Annotated in this window: 12 protein-coding genes and 2 riboswitches; of the genes, 6 read left to right on the top strand and 6 right to left on the bottom strand. The window is 45.0% G+C overall.

Translation table 11 applies throughout. The annotated features are described in order from the left end of the window. The first annotated feature begins 74 nt into the window (after positions 1-74). The gene (locus MMB75_RS18355) at positions 75-1,247 is read left to right on the top strand and encodes an iron-containing alcohol dehydrogenase (protein ID WP_045244844.1); all 1,173 of its coding nucleotides are present in this window, start codon (positions 75-77) and stop codon (positions 1,245-1,247) included. A gap of 57 nt (positions 1,248-1,304) precedes the next feature. Here MMB75_RS18355 and MMB75_RS18350 read toward each other — a convergent pair whose 3' ends face one another. Together MMB75_RS18350 and MMB75_RS18345 are read right to left on the bottom strand one after the other, a co-directional pair. Beyond that, positions 1,305-2,723, bottom strand: coding sequence for an alanine/glycine:cation symporter family protein (locus tag MMB75_RS18350; RefSeq protein ID WP_039269192.1), 1,419 nt, complete (start codon positions 2,721-2,723; stop codon positions 1,305-1,307). Between the two features lie 158 nt (positions 2,724-2,881). Then, positions 2,882-2,976: riboswitch (glycine riboswitch) on the bottom strand. Positions 2,977-2,987: 11 nt separating this feature from the next. Further along, positions 2,988-3,072: riboswitch (glycine riboswitch) on the bottom strand. A gap of 168 nt (positions 3,073-3,240) precedes the next feature. Next, complete coding sequence (locus tag MMB75_RS18345) at positions 3,241-4,698, bottom strand: glycoside hydrolase family 1 protein (RefSeq protein ID WP_045244845.1); 1,458 nt, start codon at positions 4,696-4,698, stop codon at positions 3,241-3,243. Between the two features lie 211 nt (positions 4,699-4,909). Between MMB75_RS18345 and MMB75_RS18340 the strand changes: the two genes are divergently transcribed. From MMB75_RS18340 to MMB75_RS18325, 4 genes are all read left to right on the top strand, one after another. After that, a complete protein-coding gene (locus MMB75_RS18340) occupies positions 4,910-5,881 on the top strand; it encodes a LacI family DNA-binding transcriptional regulator (protein WP_019688430.1) in 972 nt (323 codons plus the stop codon). Between the two features lie 233 nt (positions 5,882-6,114). After that, positions 6,115-6,963, top strand: a complete 849-nt coding sequence (licT, locus tag MMB75_RS18335; RefSeq protein ID WP_016818607.1) for a BglG family transcription antiterminator LicT — start codon at positions 6,115-6,117, stop codon at positions 6,961-6,963. 226 nt (positions 6,964-7,189) lie between these two features. Beyond that, positions 7,190-9,046, top strand: a complete 1,857-nt coding sequence (locus MMB75_RS18330; protein WP_017427395.1) for a beta-glucoside-specific PTS transporter subunit IIABC — start codon at positions 7,190-7,192, stop codon at positions 9,044-9,046. A 135-nt stretch (positions 9,047-9,181) separates the two neighbouring features. After that, the gene (locus MMB75_RS18325; RefSeq protein ID WP_016818604.1) at positions 9,182-9,697 is read left to right on the top strand and encodes a thioredoxin family protein; all 516 of its coding nucleotides are present in this window, start codon (positions 9,182-9,184) and stop codon (positions 9,695-9,697) included. Between the two features lie 189 nt (positions 9,698-9,886). On the opposite strand, the gene MMB75_RS18320 is transcribed toward MMB75_RS18325, so the two are convergent. Further along, a complete protein-coding gene (locus MMB75_RS18320) occupies positions 9,887-11,242 on the bottom strand; it encodes a sugar phosphate nucleotidyltransferase (RefSeq protein ID WP_045244931.1) in 1,356 nt (451 codons plus the stop codon). A 160-nt stretch (positions 11,243-11,402) separates the two neighbouring features. Between MMB75_RS18320 and MMB75_RS18315 the strand changes: the two genes are divergently transcribed. Continuing rightward, positions 11,403-12,098, top strand: coding sequence for a response regulator transcription factor (locus MMB75_RS18315; protein ID WP_016818602.1), 696 nt, complete (start codon positions 11,403-11,405; stop codon positions 12,096-12,098). 42 nt (positions 12,099-12,140) lie between these two features. Here the strand turns inward: MMB75_RS18315 and MMB75_RS18310 are convergent, their stop codons facing one another. The 3 genes from MMB75_RS18310 to MMB75_RS18300 are packed head-to-tail and all read right to left on the bottom strand — an operon-like array spanning position 12,141 to position 18,797. Further along, the gene (locus MMB75_RS18310) at positions 12,141-16,568 is read right to left on the bottom strand and encodes a hypothetical protein (protein ID WP_016818601.1); all 4,428 of its coding nucleotides are present in this window, start codon (positions 16,566-16,568) and stop codon (positions 12,141-12,143) included. 52 nt (positions 16,569-16,620) lie between these two features. After that, positions 16,621-18,354, bottom strand: a complete 1,734-nt coding sequence (locus MMB75_RS18305) for an ATP-binding protein (protein ID WP_016818600.1) — start codon at positions 18,352-18,354, stop codon at positions 16,621-16,623. After that, positions 18,351-18,797: a hypothetical protein gene (locus MMB75_RS18300; RefSeq protein ID WP_016818599.1), complete on the bottom strand. Its 447-nt coding sequence runs from the start codon at positions 18,795-18,797 to the stop codon at positions 18,351-18,353. Before MMB75_RS18300 ends, MMB75_RS18305 begins: the two co-directional genes overlap by 4 nt. Positions 18,798-18,819 lie beyond the last annotated feature (22 nt).

Below are 18,819 nucleotides of genomic sequence, written 5' to 3'. Positions count from 1 at the left end.
AGATATTTAATGGGCTAGTCAAGATAAGAGATTACCATTTGAACATGAACTATGAACCGAGGGGAACCTTCCAGATGAACAAATTCACATATTATAACCCCACCAAATTAATTTTTGGAGACAATCAAATTGAACAATTACAGCAAGAACTGTTGAATTACGGCAAAAACATTTTGTTGGTATATGGAGGCGGAAGTGTCAAGCGAAATGGTTTGTATAACCAGGTATTAAATGCGTTAGAGCCTCTGCACCTCAACATTCATGAATTGGCGGGCGTTGAACCCAATCCGCGCTTGTCCACCGTTAAGAAGGGCATCGACATTTGCCGAAAGGAAAAGATAGACTTTCTGCTTGCAGTGGGCGGCGGAAGCGTTATTGATTGCACCAAAGCTATCGCAGCAGGAGCTGAATATGACGGCGATGTGTGGGATATTATCAACAAAAAACATATGCCGACCCAGGCTTTGCCCTTCGGTACCATCCTTACACTGGCCGCCACTGGTTCGGAAATGAATCCGGATTCAGTTATCACCAGCTGGGAAACGAACGAAAAATACGTGTGGGGCAGCGCGGTGACGCATCCGAAGTTCTCCATTTTGGACCCGAAAAACACCTTTTCTGTGCCACGTGATCAGACGGTTTATGGCATGGTGGATATGATGAGCCACGTGTTTGAACAGTACTTTCACAATGTCAAAAATACACCGCTGCAAGACCGCATGTGCTTTTCCGTGTTGCAAACCGTGATCGAAACGGCACCTAAGCTGCTGGAGGATTTGCACAACTATGAGCATCGCGAAACGATATTATATGCTGGGACGATTGCCCTGAACGGTACGCTGCAAATGGGTTACTTCGGGGACTGGGCTTCGCATACCATTGAACATGCATTATCCGCTGTATATGATATTCCTCATGCTGGTGGTCTGGCGATTCTGTTTCCCAACTGGATGAGACATACGGTGGATCAGGATGCTGCACGCATGAAGCGGCTGATGCTCAGTATGTTTGACTTGGACACTGTAGGTAAAACTGACAGAGAAATTGCCTTGGAAGGTATTGACCGTCTAAGTGCGTTTTGGACAAGTCTCGGTGCACCTTCTACTCTGGCCGATTACAACATTCATGATGAGCAATTGGAAAACATCGCAAACATCGCGGCCCGTGAAATGGAGCACGGAGGTTTCGGTAATTATCAAAAGCTGAAACAGGAAGATATTTTAGCTATACTGCGTGCATCGTTATAACATTAAAAAAGGAGTACCCTCAAGCCTGTGATGGCTGAGGATACTCCCTTTTAGTATTTATGAATTTACCGTTTGTCCCTTTTCTTCTACTTGGATAGCCGCCCCTACATTGGCACCAGCAAGAATACCCTTGTTCTTATTAGGATACAAAGAATTCATATAAGTCCGGGTTTCGGCAACGACAATTCCCGACAAGCCGAGCAAAGCAATCAGGTTTGGAAAAGCCATCATGGCGTTAAAAATATCTGCCAGCAGCCAAATCGCATCCAGTTTAATGAACGCGCCCCCGCCAACCAGTACAATGAACAAATAACGATAAGGCTTGATCCACTTAACCCCAAGCAAGTATTCAACACAGCGTTCCCCGTAATAGTTCCAGCCGAGCATGGTGGTGAATGCGAACATAATCAGGATGATGGTGAGCAGCTCTGCTCCCAGCGGAAATGCACTGGAAAATGCTTGCTGAGTCATCAAGCCTGCATCGGTAGGCCCGCTCCACACCCCGCTCACCAGTAACGTCAACCCGGTCATCACACAAATAACCATCGTATCAATAAACACACCCGTCATGGAAATCAGCCCTTGTTCCGCAGGCCATTTGGTTTTGGCAGCTGCGGCTGCAATCGGTGCGCTCCCCAATCCAGCTTCGTTGGCAAAAATACCTCTGGCTACCCCACTGCGCATGGCCAGCATAATCGTAGCTCCTGCAAATCCGCCGGTTGCCGATGTAGTTGAAAATGCCGAATGAAGCACAAGCGCAATTGCGGCAGGAAGTTGGTCAGCAAATCGAATCAGTACAATGATACAAATCAATACATACAGGCCTGTTTTAAAAGGAACGACCTTCGTCGATACCTTGGCAATGCTTTTGAGTCCTCCAATGGTCACAAGACCTGTAAGGACAGCAATTGTCAGCGCCGTTACAATCGGCGGAACGCCAAAACTGTTTTCAGTCGAAGATACAATCGCCTTGACCTGAGGGAATGTTCCAATTCCGAACAACGCTACCAGCATCCCTGAAAAAGCAAACAGCATCGCCAACGGTTTAAAACGGCGTCCCAGGCCTTTTTCAATATAATACATCGGGCCGCCGGAAAATTGTCCATTCCGATCCTTCACCCGGTATTTTACCGCAAGTACACCTTCCGCATATTTCGTCGCCATCCCAAAGAAGGCTGCAACGACCATCCAGAACAGGGCACCTGGCCCGCCCAGCTTAATGGCTGTCGCTACACCGACAATACTTCCTGTACCGACGGTAGCCGCCAATGCCGTACTCAAAGCCGCAAAACTACTTACATCCCCGCTACCTTCATTCGGGGCCTTACCGATGAGCTTGATCGCCAGGGGCAGGCGGAATACCTGCAACATTTTTAGACGTATGGTCAGCCATAACCCCGTTCCCATAACAAGGATGATGAGAGGCGCCCCCCATATCCAACTGCTAATCGTTTCTAACACATGTACCAAATTCATTTCAACCCGCTCCTCCAGCATAGTAGAAAACAAAAAAGAGTCAAATCTGTTGATTCGACTCCTGGAGAGGTTAAAGGCACGAAAAAATACAACCATCTTGTGCAGGATTTCACCTCTAAAAGCTTATAAAAAGCCTAGGGCTATCCCTGTCACAGGTTATTCGCGTCTCTGTCCTTTTGCCTGAGAGTTTAAGCAGATGTGATCTGCGGTGCACCTTCGGCGCCCAATTAAGGGTCTCTCCAGAGTTCTGTCCGTTTACGGTCCCTGCTCGTTGCTGTAAATCAGCCTAAGCACCTGAGAGTTTTGCCCCTTCGGTTGGAACTTTCATTCCATCTCCCGCAAACATCAACCAGACATATGAAATTTTTATTCATTATACAGAAAAATTTCAGCTTATTACAAGTGAAAAATTTGTGAAGCCCTCTGAAAGAATCAATAGAGTGTCTATACAAAAAGCGGGTACAGCAGATTGCATCCTGAGGATTTTCTCTGCTGTACCCGCCAAAACGATATGGAATTACAGTTCTTCACCGTTGGTTGCTATCACATTTTTATACCAGTTAAATGAGTCCTTTTTGGAGCGTTGAAGCGTTCCGTTACCGTCATCATCCAGATCAACGTAAATAAATCCGTAGCGCTTGGACATTTCGGACGTAGACATGCTCACAAGGTCGATAGGTCCCCAGCTGGTGTAACCAATCAGATCAACACCGTCAGCAATCGCTTCCTTCATTTGGGCAATATGCTGACGCAAGTAATCAATGCGATACGTGTCATGCACAGAGCCGTCTTCTTCTACCTTATCATACGCACCCAGGCCATTTTCCACGATGAACAGTGGCTTTTGATAGCGATCATAAAACGTATTCAGTGTAACACGCAGGCCGATCGGATCGATCTGCCATCCCCAGTCGGAAGACTGCAGATACGGATTTTTCACACCGCCTATCAGGTTCCCTGCTGCCTTTTCGCCTTCTGGCCCTGCCGATACGGTCAAGGTCATATAGTAACTAAATGAGATAAAATCGACCGTGTTATTTTTCAAAATTTCGGCATCGCCGGATTCTGTCTGGATCACAATATTATTTTCTTCAAAATAGCGGTTCATATAGTTGGGATATTCCCCACGAGCATGCACATCCGTAAAGAACAGGTTCATTTGATTTTCATGCTGTGCTTTCAGGATATCTTCTGGGTTACACGTATGTGGGTAGCTTTCAATGCGGGCCAGCATACAGCCGATCTGAGCGCCCGGAATGATCTCATGTCCCCGTTTGGTCGCCAATGCACTTGCTACAAATTGATGGTGCAATGCTTGATATATCGCTTGTTGCTTGTTTTCTACACGGTCAATAACCACACCGCCGCCTGTAAACGGGCTCATAGTCATGACATTAATTTCGTTAAAGGTCAGCCAGTATTTTACTTTATCCTTATAGCGTGTAAATACCGTTTCGGCATATTTTACGTAATGATCCACGACTTCGCGTCCCAACCAGCCATTATATTTCTGTGTCAAACCTAGCGGTGTTTCATAATGCGACAGTGTTACCAAAGGCTCAATACCATACTTGCGCAGCTCATCGAATACATTGTCGTAGAATTGCAATCCCGCTTCATTCGGCTCGGCATCATATCCATTCGGGAAAATCCGCGACCAGTGGATGGACATCCGGAATACTTTAAAGCCCATTTCTGCAAACAAGGCAATATCTTCTTTGTAGTGGTGGTAAAAGTCCACACCTTCACGCTTTGGAAAACGGGCGTTTACCTTCCCTGCCAAGATGTCCTCCAGTCGTTCGGACGAAATTTCTATAGCATGATCGTTCTTACGTTCTGATTTAGGTACATAGGCTATCATGTCTGCGCTGGACAGACCTTTTCCATCTACGTCAAAAGCACCTTCCAATTGGTTGGCTGCAGTTGCCCCGCCCCAGAGGAAGTTTTTCGGGAATCCTTTTAGCGTCTTCGTCATGGTATGAAAACCTCTTTCCTTAATTTAATGTTTTCACTTTAGTCAGTAACCCGTCAGGTGCTGCAATGCGAATCCATAACTAACGGTAACCGTTCTCCTTTGAAATGCATCGACAGATGCTTTAAAATAGACGTAATGCCCTCATAAAGCATCCTAATTGTTGTAACGCGTTTCATGTCAAGTATTTTTTTCTCAGGTGAGGAGAAGCATCATGTCGAATCTTGATCAAATTGCAAAACTGGCGGGCTTTTCCAAAGCTACGGTATCCAGAGTGTTAAATCAGTCCCCCCATGTAAGTCACGAAACCAGAGCTAAAATTTTAAAAATCATGCAGGAATTAGATTATGTTCCTAATCGGAATGCGATCTCTCTATCCAAGGGTCAGACGCTTCAGATTGGTATCATCACTTCAACTATCAATGAAATTGTGCTGGCATTTCTGGACAGCTTTGTGGAAATCGCAGGCCAATATGAATTCCAAACCATTATTTATACTTCGGGAGAAGACAAAAAGAAAGAGCTTCAAGCTTTCGAGGATTTAAAAAGAAAAAGAGTCGATGCGCTGGTCATCATTTCCTGCGTGAATGACACTGATTTTTTGAGTACCTATTGCAAATATGGACCGATCGTGGCATGGCAACGAATGGAGCATACCGATATTCGCTCCGTCGCTATGGATCAATATGAAGGATACATGTTAGCATTAAAACATTTGATACAAAAAGGCTATACACGTATAGCCAATGCTTTTGGTCGTCCAAGCAGCATCAATACTCACAGCAGACAACGAGCCTATGAGCAGATCATGAGTGAACACAATCTGCCGGTGCTGCCACACTGGAACTATTCTTCTATTTATAACATTCGTGATGGCGAACAGGTCGTGCGCAATTTGTTACAGCATCGTGAGGAATTTCCAGAGGCTATCTTGTGTGCTAACGATTATGTAGCAGTGGGCATTCTCTGCGAAGCGCGCAGACAATTGCTGAGGGTACCGGAAGATCTGGCGATTGTTGGGTTTGATAACACGGAGCTGGCGCACACCATGGGGATTACAACGGTTCAAAATCCCATTATGGCTCAGGCGGAAAATGCCTTTTTCATGCTTTCCCCTCAGCTGATTGGACGCCAAATGGAGCTTCATTCGCTAGAATACAGCCTCATAGAGCGTACGACTACTTAAGGGCACAATTGACTTGCAAATTAGGCAAATGGGCCTTGATATGAAATATTTTTTGTCGAAAGAGAATAAAATATGTTGAAATCGCTTTTTTTTGTGCTACAATAGCACTATATCGAAGGATTGTGACCGGTGATGCGGGCAATGCCTGAGTTCAATTGAGTGCTATTGCTAACAATAGTGTTGAATTGTGCTTGGGCATTTTTTATTGGTAAAGGATGGGAGGGGGAACTTCAATGATTATTGAGAAGGTGCTCAATAACAACGTCCTGTTGACTAAAAACGATAAAGGCAAAGAGGTCATTGTCATGGGAAGAGGTATTTCCTTCAAAAAGGTGGCTGGGGACCAAGTCGATGATCATAAAATAGATAAGATTTTCATGTTAAATGAAAACGAGTTCACGGCCAGACTAACTGAGCTGCTAAACGATATTCCTGTGTCTCATCTGGAGGTCGTGAATGAAATTGTGACCCATGCAGCCGAAGTGCTGGATACGGAGTTAAGTGATAACATTTATTTAACATTGACCGACCATATTCATTTTGCCATACAGCGGGAAGAAAAAGGATTGGCACTCAAAAACGCGATGCTGTATGAAATTAAACGCTTTTACAAAAAAGAATTTGCAGTTGGGCTGGATGCTCTACAAAAAATTGAAAATACGCTCGGTGTAAAATTGGGCGAAGACGAAGCGGGATTTATTGCACTGCATATGGTGAATGCACGGATTGATGGTAACGAGATGAAGGCTACACTGAAAATGACCGAGATTGTCCAACACATATTGAATATTATTACGTATCATTACGGGATTGTGCTGGATGAGTCTTCTTTTAGCTATTCGAGATTTTTGACCCATTTGCAATATTTTGCAATGCGAGTGATTCGCAAAGAGGTTATTCACAGTGGTGAAGAATTTTTGTACAACCAGGTAAAGCAAACATATACCGAGGCTTTTGCTTGTGCCCAAAAAATTAATGAGTATCTGGAAAAAACATATGATCAATATTTAAGCAAAGATGAGTATGTATATCTAACGATTCACATTCATCGGGTAACTGAGCGTAATAACATATCAGGCTAAAAACTTTATATCCTCATCGTTCATGGATTGTGACTGGTAAGGCAGGCAAAACCTAAACTGATGGTGAAATCGACGTTCCCTTATAGGAGGAGTGCGCAGTTTTCACCACGAGTTTAGGTTTTTCTTGTTTACAAGGTTAAAAAAGATGCACGCCGGCGCATCTCAGTAACAAATGTAAACGGTAAATCCTATCAGTAGCAAGAATAACACTTAAGGAGTTCTGAACATGAGTGATAAAGAGCTATCCAAAAAAATAGTGACTCTCGTTGGCGGCGAAGAGAATGTCAATTCGGTATTCCATTGCGCTACACGCTTGAGATTTAAATTAAAAGATCGCACAAAAGCAGACAAAGCTGCACTGGAAGCAACACCTGGTGTCATTACAGTGGTGGAAAGCAGTGGCCAGTTCCAAGTGGTCATTGGTAACAATGTAGGTCAGGTCTTTGAGCATATGATGGCAGAAACAAATCTGCAGGATGCAGATAATCCAAATGCGAAAAAAGAAGAATCTTCCGAAAAAACGAATTTTCTTGGCAAAGCGGTCGATATCATTTCCAGCATTTTCTCACCTCTCTTGGGTGCTCTTGCCGGAGCTGGTTTGCTCAAAGGGATTATGGCCTTAATTGCGTCGCTCCATTGGATTGATACTGCAAGCGGTACGTATCTCATTCTGAACGCCGCTTCGGACAGCGTGTTTTATTTCTTGCCTATATTCCTAGCTATTACATCGTCCCGTAAATTTAAGACGAATGCTTTTGTATCGGTCGCAGTTGCTGGAGCCCTCGTCTACCCGGATGTTATTGCAGCGGTGGACCATCCGGCAAAACTGGCTTTTCTCGGGATTCCAATCATTCTGATAAAATATAGTTCCAGCGTAATCCCGATTATTCTCGCGGTATGGGTACAGTCCTATGTGGAACGTTGGTTTAATTCCTTTGTTCATCAATCGGTTAAAAACATTATCGTCCCTATGCTATCACTGCTAGTTGTTGTTCCGTTGACGTTTTTGGCCTTTGGTCCAGTCGGTAACCTGATCAGCCAAGGCTTGGCGAACGGTTTTACATGGGTGTACAATTTAAGCCCATTGATTGCCGGAGCTGTTGCTGGGGCATTCTGGCAAGTCTTTGTTATTTTCGGCGTACACTGGGGCTTCGTTCCTATTATGCTGTCCAATATTCAAACATTGGGTTATGACACGATGCTTCCAATGCTTACAGCAGCCGTACTTTCTCAAGCGGGTGCAACACTGGGGGTATTCCTGAAATCACGAAATACTCAAATGAAAGCTTTGGCTGGTTCTTCTACACTGGCAGCTGTATTCGGGATTACTGAACCTACGATTTATGGTGTAACTTTGAAATTGAAAAAGCCTTTCATTTACGCTTGTATTTCTGGTGGTATCGGTGGCGCTATTATCGCTTCCGGCGGAGCAACTGCAAAATCCTTCTCCCTGCCTAGTTTACTGGCGTTGCCAACTTATTTTGGAGCTGGGTTCTTGTGGGTTGTTATCGGCTTACTCGTTGCCTTTGTACTTGCAGTTGTATTGGTTATGATTTTGGGCTTTGATGATCCAAAAGAAGAAGCTGCAAAAACAGAAACAGCACCCGTAAAAAAAGAAGTAGCCATCGAAAAAGAAATCCTCGTAAGTCCGCTGCAAGGTAAAGTGCTGCCATTAGAACAATCTTCTGATGTTGCTTTTGCTTCAGGCGCTATGGGGAAAGGAATCTTGATCGATCCTACAGAGGGTGTGCTGACATCTCCGGTTAACGGAACGATTACGACAGTATTCCCGACCGGACATGCCATCGGTATTACTTCCAATGACGGAGCAGAAATTTTGATTCACGTTGGTGTTAATACAGTGAAGCTGAAAGGACAATTCTTTGACAAACGCGTCAAAGAGGGTGATGTGGTGAAGCAAGGACAGTTGTTGCTTGAATTTGATATCGAACAAATTAAAGCGGCAGGCTATACAACGACTACGCCGATCATCGTAACCAATTCCGCTCAATACCTGGATGTACTGAACACCATGGAAACGGAAGTGAAACGTGAGGATTACTTGTTGACCGTTGTAGTCTAACGTTTAACTTTCAGACTAAAAGAAGCTTTCCTAATGGAAAGCTTCTTTTTTTATACATCATGAGACAAGTGTTACAGCGAAAAATGGAAATATCATATATTGTAAGTTTGAGATTGTAAAAAAAGGAGGATTTCTGTGAAAAAAGGATATATCGCCGGGTTAAGTGTCATTGTGTTGCTTATCATTGGTATCGCTATTTCAGCTGTAGTTAAATTTCAAGACTTGGAGCAGGTAGTTCAGCAGAAAGATAAAGAGATCCAAGCGAGCAAAAGCAATTACCCCGAAATATATGACCACTTGAATGCGGTTACAATGGATGGTTTTAAACAATTGATTCAGCAGGATCAAAGTGTATTTGTCTATGTTGGCAGACCCAGTTGTGGCGACTGCAATCGGTTTGAGCCTAACTTTAACAAGATGATTGAACAGTATAATCTGGGCTCCAAAATTACTTTTTTAAACGTTCACAAAATTCATAAGGACAAATCCCAATGGAATAAGTTCAAAGCAGATTACAACGTAAAATACACCCCCACGATTGCAGAATTCAGGAACGGCAAGCTGGTGGATAAAATAGAATGGACGCCAAAAAGAGATCTCAGTACAGATGCAGTAAAAGAATGGCTAACCTCCAAAAAACTCATTTTATAAGCCTCTTTTTATCCATTTCATTGAGAATAATAGAGTTGTTCATGCAAAAAAGGTATTCAAGCGAACAACGCATGAATACCTTTTATTAAGAATGTCCAAATCATCAAGCTGATTAAAAATAGTTCCTAGCGCTCTTCACTCGCTTCGGAAAGCCTTGTTTACACCCATCCGTTCCTATATTGCAGGCGATTATACAGTACGAGCATCAATCGAATCGGGAAATTCATATCGAATAATATCCGTTTCGGATACGATATGTCCGATTTGTGACTCAATGAATTCAAAATCTCCCTCTACTGCACCTATAAAATGCTTGGTACCAGGTTCTACAACGATGACCATACCAGGGCTGACTGTCTGTGTCATCCCATTGATACAGACACTTCCGGTTCCTGAAACAATGGTCCAAACCTCTTTTCGGAACTGATGCTCATGATAGCTGATAAATCTCCCGTTCGAAATGACAACACGTTTGGTGACCGTTTGTAACCCGCTTGCCGCTTGTTGATGGGACAAGACCGTTTGCTTTCCCCAGAATCGCTCCTCAAAACGCGGTCCAATTTCAATTTCTGCCACCATATCCTTAATTCCTGTTGATGATTGTCGATCCGTAACCAGCACACCATCCGGCCCAGCAACAACAATAATGTTTGGGACATTCCAGATGCTAACCGGAATTTCCAGTTCATTGATGATATGCGAGTCATGTGATGCTTCCGAAATATATCCGGGACCGCTTAGCTTTGAACTTACTTCCCGCACCAACGAATCCCACGTTCCCAAGTCCCTCCACTCTCCATGATATGGGAGCACGGAGAGCTTACGAGTGTGCTCTACTACCGCAATATCAAAGCTGGTTTTAGGCAAGTCTGCGTAATTTGTCGAAAGTGTTTTATAATCGGCTGGTAAACTCATTTGCGCCAGCACATCCAATAAAAAGCCGAGTCTAAAAGCAAACACTCCGCAGTTCCATAAGGCTCCTTCACGGATCAAGGCTTCAGATCGAATCAGATCGGGCTTTTCTACAAATGAACTCACCCTATAATATTCCTGGTCAAGTAAAGGAGCTGAAGGCACAATATATCCATATTTATCTGAGGGCTCCGTTGGAACAGCCCCCATCAATGCGATATGGCTTCCTGATTGCTCTAATATGGAAGGAAGCCTGCGCAGATGCTCGAAAAATTCATCCCCCGCATAGCCATCCACCGGCATGACCCCCACGATCTCGTCACGTGATGCACCTGCAATGTCATGCAAGTAAGCGGTAGCCAAGGAAATGGCCGGGAAGGTATCCCGCTGAGTCGGCTCCTCAATCACTACAGCGTCTCCACCAATTTGTCCCTGAATCAGTTCGACCTGAGTTCCACTCGTAGAAAAATAGGCTTGATCTGCCAAATTCGCCTCATCCAACTGCCTCCATATCCGTTGCAGCATGCTTTCCGGCCGCTCGTCATGACGTAGGATGGAAAGAAACTGCTTCGGACGGTTCACATTGGATAAGGGCCATAGACGTTTACCCGAGCCTCCGGATAATAAAATCATTCGCAAAGATGCAACCTTCTTCCTCTAAATTCATATTTTCTTACATTATTGGACTGTTTGCTTTTCGTGCTTTTGCCGAATACATAAGTATGTATCATCGTAGAACATACATAGTTATGCCATGTTAATGGTATCTTTGTCCGTACAGGAGATGTCAGTCATGCCTATAAAAATACTCATCCTTGAAGATCAAAAAAGTTTGGCTGATATGATTGCTCTTCATCTTCAGGAGGAAGGCTATCATACCGAACTAATCTATGATTGTAAACTCGCAATTCCTACATTAATGCACTTTAAGCCGGACATTATTGTGACCGCTCTAATGTTTTCCGGTAAAGTCGAATCTGAGCTGATCAGTCACATCCGTCAATTCACCACGGTTCCTATGCTCGTCATCTCTAATAACACCCTGCTGAATATAAGAATAAAGGCTTTGGATGACGGAGCGGATGACTTTTTATGCAAACCTTTCAGTCTGAGGGAGCTAAATGCCCGCATCAAAGCCTTGCTGCGCCGCAGTGGTAGCAACATGCTCACTGAATCACGAACGATAACCCAAAAGCTTAAAAAGGTAAGAGTTTGGGTGAATGATTACCGTCATAGCCTGTTGGTCGATGACCAGGAAATCGAAGTTACTCACATCGAATTTTCTATTATAAAAGAGATGTCCAGCAATCCAGGGAAAGTCTTTACCCGTAGCGAGCTGATGGATCGGGTCAAAGGCGGAGATGGCGCTTATCTGGACCGTACCATCGACGTACATATCTCCAGCCTCCGCAAAAAAATTGAACGTGATCCTAAAAATCCTCAGCATATCCGTACCGTTTGGGGCAGAGGCTACAAATACGAGATGTAGTCGTAATAGCGGCTGCCTGTTTCCTTCTGGGCAGCTTCCTTTTTATGGAATCTTCCGTTTTGTCCATCGCCGATATGGAAGAAAACAAGCTGCTCCGCCCAGGATCCCTATGACAAACAATACCCAGCCAAAACGGTAGGCTGAAGCCAGAATAACGACAACCTTACCGTTTCCGCTGCCATTCGTTATGAATCCGGTAGTTACTCCATTCACAGACAGACGCGCTCGCTGATTTTCGTTACCCAGCCTGAACTCCCATAGTGGATTGGGTGATTCCGTCTCCCGGATCAGCACCTGCTGATGCATTGGATTATATAGCGTAAAACTACGTTCCATGGAATTTTCACGAGTAGCCTGAATGCTTTCCGCAGCGTGTGGTGCCATAAAAAAGGTATCCATATCCGTTCCCTCAAACAGCGTAAATTGATCCACTGTAATCATCGCTTGATAAGGGATGATGGAATATTGCTTCATTTGAAATAAGCCCGTCTGCTTCTTGTGCGCATGCGCTAAAATCTGAAACTGCATCATGGTGGTTCCTGCCGGAGCCTTTACAATCTGGTCATAATGATTCCATTGCTCCTTATCTCTCTCCTCCACCTCATCAATATAGGAGGTTTGAAGAACCTGGGACGCTTTATTTAAGAAAATGACCTTCATGTGCCGACTTCCAATTTGTTCTGACCGTGCATCCAACTGCACGGCATACTCTTGCAGCGGTTCCGCCTTCATTTTTTTGGACGCATAAATATTCCAATCACAGGAATAGCTAGGTGCGTAACGGATGGACAGTTCTGTGTCCTTGATGGATAGATCCGTCTGGCCAGGTCGAATATCTGCTACACAACCAACATCCGTGCTCAATGATTCCTTCGTGTCCTGCCCAGGCATCACGATCACTTCCTGCCCGCCCATTCGATGAATATCTGCAAAATGGCTCAATGACGGCACCTGACTGTCCAGTACAAGGGTTAAGCGATATTTTCCCTTGGTTAAGAACAGATTTTTAAATTCGACTCGGCCATAGTCGTTCAGCAGACCGGGAATTTGTATGCTTTTCTTGGCAAAGCTATCTTGGTTGGGCACCGTTTCAATAACCTGCTTTTCGGATAAAGAGGTAGCGGGTAATCGCTTATAAGAGTCCTCCGTACGAAGCGTTCTGGTCAGCACCTCTCCAGTCTCTTCATTCTTCCATTTCATAGTTAACGATCCTTCATATCCGGCAGGTAAATTAGCCAAAATAGCTGTGGCATAGGTTCCCGTTTTGGCGACTTCCACTTCTCTGCTTAACGTCCCTTTTTGGTAACTGATTCCCCGACCCATACTAAGTCTAGGTAAAGCACGTTCCGTCTGCACATTCCCTTGAGCATTAAAATCGTTCTCTGCCTCCAAGGTGAAAAAGAGCTTGCCCCGCTTCAATGCCTGCTCCACCGGAAAAGATAACCGATCCAGTTGATCCACAGGAACAATCGCAAATTGATTGACCGCATTAAAGCCTTGCAGGTTATTAACCGTGATTGGGTTATCTCCCTTTGGAAAAACATGTTCTCCCAAATCAACCCATTGAAATTGGTTTAATCCCTCATCACGGGTCTTGATGTTAGCCACTCCATCGGGCAGTGTGACTTGTATTTTCCCGCCTGCCTTATTCATGAACACTCTTGCATATACATGCGAGGTTTGAGGCTGGTCCATCTTTTTATGCATCGTAAACGTGTTGGGCTTGCTGTATTTCCCCAAGTCACGCAGCTGAATATCGTGAATCCACCAGTAATTTTTTTGCTGCGGACGCTGGAGGGTTAACAAATCCATTCGCATCCAATAGCTGCCAGGCGGCGAGACGTATTCCCCGTAAAATTTTACACTGTCAAAATTATATCCCTCTGAAGGCGCCACAACATAGCTAACCCCGAGCTCACGCATTTGCTTATCATAAAACCTCATTTTTACATGCATTTTGTTCGTCCCACGACCAGAAACGGTGATGTGGAACTGATATGGGTTATTTTCCTTGGCTTCTAGCAATCCCGATCTAGCAACCTGCCATATATTACTCGGATCTCCCTTCATAATCTCACCATGCAGAGTCGGCACGTCGTTCGATTCCTCTCGGGGGTTAGCCTGCACACTGAACAACTGTGGATTATCAGGCTTGAAAAAGGTTTCCGTTCTCAGCATAGAGTCAAAATCAAGCACCGTTTTGCCTTCAATACTGCTCATCTGATAGGGTGCCACATCCAGTTTCTTACTGGCGAAGGTGACCGCAATCCCTGCATCCATCTCCATATCAAACGGGAAGTTCCGTATATTTTGGGAGGATAAATACCACAACCAATCGTTGGTTGATGCAAAAGTTTTGGACCATTTTAAAAATGCATTACCATCCTCAATGGCATCAAAAGGCCGCAAGTAGTCCTCTGCCGGGAGCTGGGACAACAGCAAGTCATTAAAGGAGGCTGCCTCCACATAATCCCCCTTGTTGACCGTCTGAATGGTGTTTAACTCAGGCTTCAACGCGCTGAACAGCACGCCAAAACGGCTGAAATCAAAACCAGGCAGATGACTGTAGCTCTCCAGTCGGCTAAATCCGTAAGGTGTCACAATTTTACTTGCAAGAATATTCATATAGGGCGGTGTCTGATCAAGATTGAATATGGAAAACAAATCGTTCTTATACGTACGTTTCAACCCGGTCTGACCTTCCAGCTGAGACAGGTGGAAATCCTGCCGCTTCTCCTGTCCTTCATATTCATCATGGTAGACCAGTTGGTTGACCCCAAAGGTAGAGAACAGCCAGCCTAATCGCGAGCTTAGTCCGTTGTCCATAACATACTGTAGAAAATTCATATAGTATGTGATACCGGGATCATTGCCTTCATGATGAAAGATCGTATTTTTAGGAGAAGAGTATACCTGAAAATCCCCGGTCGCCTTCTCGGTTGCCGTTTTTCCTTTATTCCATTTGGGCGTCGCTACTCCGTTATAGCTTTGAATCATATTATCGGCAATCGGAAAATACAGTGCCTTGCTGTCAAAACGATCTGGGTCAGTCAGCTTTTCAGCCATTTGACTATAAGCCTTCGGCACTTGTACCGGCTTGTAGTACCCCTCAATGAACTGGGTACGCAAGGGAGCAAAATATACGCCCAGACACAAAACGACGATAACAACCGCCAGCTTTTTATACACACGCTGTAGCGGCGATGATCCAAACCATTCCATACATTGAATTATGCCAAAGGTCAGTAACACTCCGAAATTAAGGGAAAGCAGTCCAATAAATTTGTTAGGATCACGGAAAACCGAACCAATCACAGGGGTTTTCGTAACCAAAATAACAAACCACTTGGCAATGGACGGAAATGTCGTTCCAGTCGCTGCAACCATAAATAACAGCGTAAGGAGCGAGAAGATCAGAATGATCGGATTTTTATGTGAACGTGTCACCATCGCGTATCCGATCAATAGCAATAAGAATCCCCCACCTACATAAAACATCGCAGGCAGTGAGGAAAAGGAGAACATTGGCCACCAATAGCTCAGTAAATAACCCACATTATATAAACTGCTATTACGGCTGAACAGAGACAACGTATCCACGACGTTGATATTATGCTGAGACGCTTGAGCGTCCATCAACATGCTACCTACATACAGGGACAACCAGTAAAAACTAAGCAGTCCGAAAAACACACCAAAAATCATGCCTTTACGCAAAAAATTACTGTATAAGGGCTGTAAATAGGCGCGCCCGGCCTTACGATGAGTCCAGGTCAGTTTGAGCAGGAGCAGCATGGTGAACAATCCCAAATAAATCATCCCGAAGAAAAAATAATGAATGGCCGCAGCACTAACAGTGAATACTGCAGCCAGCAGGAACAGGTCAATCCAGTTCCGCTGATACAACTTATGGGGATGATAGTTTTTAATTTGTTGAATTTGAAACTTGGGGTCCACCGCACTGAAAAAGAATCGCAGCATTAACGGAAACAAACTATACCCACAGAGCAAATAAATATGCTGGATGCGAAAAATAACCCACGGATTCAGTGCGTAAAACAACGAACCAACCATGATGGCAAAAATACGGGTTTTCGTAAAACTTGGTGAATAATACACGCTGACCAGTCGCTTGGCAAAGGCATACATCGAAAATGCCGAGACAAATAACAAGCCTGTGATAAACGACTTGAGCAAGACCGGGCCGCTTTCGTCAAATAATAGTGAAAGTCCATAGAAGGGCAAGATGTACAGGATACGTGGAGCATTGAACAAGGTCGAGGTAGACCATCGTTCGTTCCATACCCCGGTTATTTCCTCCAGATACCGATGAGAGGTGGCTCCAAAGGCAATGTCACTGAATACGATTTGTCCTAATCCATAGATGGGGGCAAGATATGCCACAATCGCAGCCAGCATCAATAGGATTGCCGCCATATCGTAGCGGTAGCGAAATATCCACTTTTTCATGCTTGTCCCCCTCTCTTGAACCTCTTGTATCTGTTGGTTATCTTGGGCCTATCTATCTTCTCAAATGAACGATGGCCTGCAATCCCTGATCGGTGTTACGCAGCTTTAAGCGACCACCTATAGTCTTCAGATATGCATCCATGTGATACAGGCTGAACGTATGCTCCTGTGCGTTTTGGGAATAGTCCGGCTGGAAATAGCTCCAACGCATCTTGTCATCAATCCCGCCGCCTGTGTCTTCAATGATAATCATAATTTCAGCTTCTTCCAGCCGTGAGCTAACCTTAAGCATATGAGATTGCCGCTTGGACCGCAGACCCGTTCGGCCCCGTTCCTGATCCTCCAGTTGCTCTCCATCTTGGTTCATGGCCTGCACTGCATTTTCCAGCAGCCCCTGTATCGTTTTGTACAGCATGGGTGCTTGTGCTGCAATGGATGGAACTGGCTCTTGCCGCAAGATCACTTGAATGTGCTTCATATTCAGCGAACGGTTCGCCCATTTCAGCGATTCGGACAATACCTCATTCATATCGGTGAAGCTAATTCCGCTATTATCATGCATTTTCTCTTCCAGCTCATCACGCAAACTACGGACGCCTGTCAGTAATTCTCCTAGTGAGGATTCCTGTCTGAGACGACCCTGAATGAAATTTTCATTCAGCTCGCGGAAATACTCCAGTTCCTCATGAGATGCTCCTTTTCCCTGACTGGAAGACACTTCAAAGCGGTTGGCTAGATCTTGATAAAATCCCAACAGCTTTAAATCATCGCCGCCTGTGAGACGGCTAGTCTGTTCTTGTAGCTCTTGCAGCTGTTGCTCAATCGTCTGCATTAACGGCAAATAATACGTGTCCTGCTGTTGTCGCATATCTTCATCCCGCCGCTGGTCACGCACTTGATTGTTCACGATGGCATCTTTCACAATCCGTTTGCGGAACTGTATGAGCATGGCCCACAAAATAATGAGTATTAGAGCCATCACCATCCACAACTGTTTGCGAAAGGAGCTAATTCGCTGGGCAGTATCCTGACTGATATCCTTAACCGATATGTAAAGGGCCTCTTCCCCAATGCGGCTGAATCCTATTCCGTATTTCTCTCCACGATCTTCAACGATACCCGTATTGCCCTCCAGCAGCCTACGGGTTACACTCGTGATGTCCGTCCGGTTGATATCCGAAGTACTTCGGGAAGCTACGATCTTGAATTGACCGTTATAAAATAAAGTCTCATGCTGATTCACCGGCTTACTTTTAACAATTCCACTAAGCATTTCAGCGTCAACTGTACGCACCATAAAACCGCCCGTCTGCGCCCCTTGAATCCTGCACGCTATGTACTGGGCAGGCTGATGATCCTCAGTCACAAAAGAGCTGACCGCACAACCATTTTGCAGCCATTTAATCTGCTGGACCGCATTCCTCATCTCACGATTATCACGTCCGACCATCACATGATACTGTTCATCCAGCACATAAAAAGACCCGCTCTCACGCTTAAACCCCTCAGTATATTGACGTGTTCCCTGATTCAGCATCTCTCTGCCCAGACTGGACGACAGCTCTTTTAGCTCAGCTTGCCATGCGGCATAATGCTCCGTTATGCTGCCAGACAGTTCCTGTACCTCATCCTGGAGCTGCTCGTTCTGAATTTCCGCCAAGTGACCGCTGAATTGCCGCATGACGAACCATTGTAGCACAGCGGCCAAGAACACTGTCACACACAAAACCATCAGGTACAGGATCAGCTTTTGCCAACTTGGTTTCAACAAAGCCCATTGCTTCATGACCTGGCCCCTCCATTTTGTTCAAGACGGCTCAAAATCGCTTGCATCAGGCATTCCAGCTCGTAGCTGACCAGCGGTAGCCGTGCGCACAGCAACCGGGGAGTGCGGCGCTGGAGTGCGGCAAACCTCGCAGCGGTTTCCGTTGCCCCGTCTGTCAGCAGGATCAACTCGCATGTTTTGGCTATATATAGACGATCCAAATCTTCCTCGCTGTATGCTCGCAGATCAACAACGTAAATATCATGACGATCGTCCATATGCTGAAGTGCACTGGAGACGGCCAGAGTCACCCCTGTATGTCGCGCAGCATGATACTGGTGAAGAAGACGCATTCCTTTTTCCCAGAGCGCGTGTTCAACCGAATCAAATCGTTCACAAAAAAGACGCAACGCCCGTTCTGTACTGACATCTTTTAAAAATGCCAAAACGCTGATATTATACATGTAGTTCCTCATTTCTTACTTC

The organism is Paenibacillus sp. P2(2022) (assembly GCF_029522175.1).
Classification (GTDB): domain Bacteria; phylum Bacillota; class Bacilli; order Paenibacillales; family Paenibacillaceae; genus Paenibacillus; species Paenibacillus polymyxa.
Note: the sequence above shows the minus strand (reverse complement) of the source record. Positions and strands in the feature narration are given on the sequence as shown.